Raw genomic sequence first — 3,775 nt, 5'->3', positions numbered from 1 at the left:
GTCTAAACAAGTGCTGTATAAAGTTAATTGCTCCCGGTCTTCTCCTTGTTGATATTCCATTTTTAAAGATAAAAAAAATTAAAAATATATCCTTAAAAAAAGACTGCAATGATGGCATGGTTTTGAGACAGTCTGACGGTCTCGTATAACCGTCAGTTACGGGTTAATATGCGTTAATTTTCCGTTTGGCACAGGCGTTAGCAATTCCGAGTGGATTCGGACGTAGTCGAATCCGCCGTAATTGCGGTTATACATTGTTGCCACACGTTTTTTTAGCGTCTGACTGGTCCTTGGTCATAAATTTCGAATTCAAATATATCTGAGTTTTCAAATCCATAAACTTTGTTTAATATATCCAATAACACCTTTTGAGTTTTCTTTTGGTCGTTTCCAAGATTAATTGCGTAACAAGGAATTCCATCAAATTCATAATAATCAAAATCATCTGCTATTTCCAACGTACGGAATTTAGCCAGTTTTTCCATTTCGTTATCAAAAGTCAAATTTATCGAGAAGTTGAATGAGTTTTCTGGTGTTGCTGTTTGTTCGATTAGTGCTCCGTGCAGAACTTGAATTATAACTGTATTGTCTTTCGCTAAGTTGATCAGAAATGCGTGATTTTTATTTTCAAATCGGTCAGCCGTAATTTTTAGAGTATTTTTTAATCCGCTATCAAGCTTTTCAGTTTGTGATTTCGCCCCAAAATTTATTCCTAAAGCTGCTAAAATTGTGAATAGTATTCTTCTCATTAAATTTTTTTAAATGTGTGGCAACGGCTTTGGCTATGATTTCGTTGCGGGAAATCCGCGAAGATTTTCCGTCGTAAAACGAAGATAGCAAATTGCAATGAATTCCGATTAGGGATTCAGCCGCAATGAGCTATACACGTTGTTGCCACCAGTTATTTTTTCCACTTTGCTTTTTTTTCATTCCATTCTTTCCAGAACTGCAAATATCCTTTTCGGTCAAATTCGTCTTTCGGTATTTCCTTTTCAGGACTTTCTTTATAAAACTTCTCAACTTGGTCGACAAAGTTCAGCACCTCATTTTTATATTCCGCAAAATTTATTTCCGTTTCAGTTCCGCTTTCCGTTTTCAGGATTACATTTCCGTTTTTGTGTTTTACTTCCCAGTCGATTCCTGTAGGACAACTTCCAATATAAACTTCGTCCATATCGTTGTCGAAAACCAAAAAGTGTCCGCAACACGGAATTAATTGGTCGCCAACAGGATTTTCTTTAGTATGATTTCGTTCCAATGTCCGAAGTAAGAGTTGCGCACTTGCACTTATTGTCCAGCCATCATTTTCAGATTGGTCAACGACAATTTCATTTCTGATTTTCACTCGCACTTGTCCGTGCGCACACAAGTCCGTTTGAGTATTTTTTTCGGATATCCAATTCGTTTTTAATAACTCAATTTTGAATTTTTGCGAGGTCATTTTTAATTGGTGGCAACGGCCTTGGCTATGATTTCGTTGCGGAAAAATACGCAGGATTTATTCCGTTGTAACTCAAAGATAGAAAAAAGGGTGGAATTTTCTACCGAAAATTCCACCGCAATGAATTATAGCCGTTGTTACATACTGTGGCGACACGCTCTGCTTGGAACGCTCTGCTATGCCGTCTACATAATTTTTTTCCGCTTAGTGTTTTTTATTCAGTTATCATTTTATTTATGGCAGATAAGGAGATTTTAAAATCTTTTTTCGTTTACTTTAAATTTTTGATTCGACCTTAATTCCGCTTAATTTTTAAATTCGCTTTTTATTATTTTGAAGGATATTGTTTTATTCATTTTTTTCAGCGTTGTGCTTTTCATTCCGCGTAATGCTTTTTCAATTCCGGAGATTGCTTTTTAAGTCAGTTGATTTTAATAAAAAATGATCTATTTTCTACTCAAGTTTTTCAACCATTCAGAAAAATTATTTGTCCGTTCTGCTTTTCATTCCGAGCCATTGTATGTAACGGTTTTGTATATAATTAGTGGCGTGTTCCTTGCACGAAATTTAGTAAATAAACACCAAATAGAAAATCCGCGAGGATTTTCGTAAGCCAGCCAAAACTAGCCATTATTTATATACGTTGTTGGCATTTCGTTGTTTTTATTCAGGCTTTTATTTATTCAGTTGATCACTTTGTATAAGGGTTTAAATTAATTATTTTTCTTCTGTTTTTTCTTTCCAAAAAATCCAATCCCTATCAATCCTCCACCAAGGATTGAAATGAATTTCCCAAATTCAGAAATCTTTTTAAGAAAATCACTTTCGATAGAATCATTTATAAATATTGATAATATTCCTATCGTAAATAGTACAATTCCCAAAACCCCAAATTTTTTATTCCTCATTATTAATTTGTTTATAGTTTGTTCTTTTATTCAGACTTTGAAATATTCCGTTTTCTAGTGTTCGAGTGAATACAGTGAACAAATTAATCCGCAATCATTTTTAATTACGATTGAGTGAGCTATTCCGCAACTTGCTAAATTCCGCATTCAATTCGGGTTTTGCTTTTCAATTCAGATTCCGACCCCGAAAACGAGCTAAAAGTCAAACGTCTAATTTAAATCATTTTTCTTTATTATATTTTTTAAATTCTATTTTCTTTTTTTCTAAAATCGCATAAAACTTTTGTGGCGATATTTTCAGGTCTTTTTTTTCATTTTTTTATACAGCTTTAAATTCTCGTTTACTTTTTTGTTAAAGTAATGTTTTCCAGTTTCTCAACTATTTGTAATTCAGTCAGAATTGAGTCATTCGCATAATTTTCAATTTCTGATTTAATGCTTTTTAAATTACTCATCAGTCTCATTTTTAACGGTTCTGCTCAATGAATGCCAACGTGCGTGTATATGACAAGTAGCGTGCAAAAATGTGCTAATTTTTCGGATGCGCCACAAGCCAATTTTTTGTTTTAAGTTTTTATCTTTAAACTTCTAAAACGCCAAAATAAAAAATTGGCGACTTTCCAAATATACCAAAATTTTCGAATAAGTAAAGACGCAGCTATTTGTTATATACGGTGTTGTGAGGCGTCTTTTTTCAGTCGTAAATGAGCTAAATTTTCAATTCTTATTTGTTAAATCCATTAAAATTAATCAGAGCTTTTTTTCTTTTTCAGGTGTTTTATAATAATAAGCACAATTATCGTCAAAAAACCGAAAAAAATTATTTCAAAAACATATTGAAAAAAATCTGTGGAAAGAATTTTTCTTTTTTTTAAAAAAAGAAAATCAAATAAACCGACTAATGAAAAAAGACAAACAATAATAAATATTGACACTATGATGTATAATATTTTATTCATTCGGGCTGAATATAAATTTCACCAAAAGTCCAATTACCTGATGGTTGCTTGCTCATCAAAAGAATAACCTTAGCTGTAGATTTCGACCCTTCAACTTTCGTTTCAATTTGTGCGTATCTTGCTCCATTTTCTGAGCGTATACTACCTGAAGGAAATTGTCCGAATTCGTTTATTTCTCCAATTTCATTAATTAGTTCGGAATTATTTTTCAAATATTCTTTTGCTAAAGTGTATTCATCGGAATACGAAATTCTTAATGTATTTCCGATTGTTACTATAAGAATAAAGAAAATTATACCTAAACCAGAATATAGAATGTACTTAAATGTTTTGGGTATTTTCACTGTTGTTTATTTTTGTCAGCTAATATTAAAATCTGTTTTTTTATTTTGTATTATACTGAAATAGGTTGACCTTTTTTACGGTCTTTTTTGGTTGATTAACTACTACTTTTAGATAGTAAGTTC

General features: G+C 32.1%; 4 protein-coding genes. All 4 read right to left on the bottom strand.

Annotated elements, in window-relative coordinates; genetic code table 11:
• Positions 1 to 272: 272 nt before the first annotated feature.
• Positions 273 to 749: a hypothetical protein gene (locus tag ACH2AZ_RS12320; protein WP_394908080.1), complete on the bottom strand. Its 477-nt coding sequence runs from the start codon at positions 747 to 749 to the stop codon at positions 273 to 275.
• A 152-nt stretch (positions 750 to 901) separates the two neighbouring features.
• The gene (locus ACH2AZ_RS12315) at positions 902 to 1,441 is read right to left on the bottom strand and encodes a hypothetical protein (RefSeq protein ID WP_394908079.1); all 540 of its coding nucleotides are present in this window, start codon (positions 1,439 to 1,441) and stop codon (positions 902 to 904) included.
• 713 nt (positions 1,442 to 2,154) lie between these two features.
• Entirely contained in the window at positions 2,155 to 2,349 is a 195-nt protein-coding gene (locus ACH2AZ_RS12310; protein ID WP_394908078.1) for a hypothetical protein, read from the bottom strand.
• Between the two features lie 955 nt (positions 2,350 to 3,304).
• Positions 3,305 to 3,652, bottom strand: a complete 348-nt coding sequence (locus ACH2AZ_RS12305) for a cytochrome c oxidase assembly factor Coa1 family protein (RefSeq protein ID WP_394908077.1) — start codon at positions 3,650 to 3,652, stop codon at positions 3,305 to 3,307.
• Between the last annotated feature and the right edge of the window lie 123 nt (positions 3,653 to 3,775).

The organism is uncultured Mesonia sp. (assembly GCA_947499595.1).
Classification (GTDB): Bacteria; Bacteroidota; Bacteroidia; order Flavobacteriales; family Flavobacteriaceae; genus Mesonia; species Mesonia sediminis.
The sequence above is the reverse complement of the archived record's forward strand: the minus strand, read 5'-3'. Positions and strand labels throughout refer to the sequence as shown.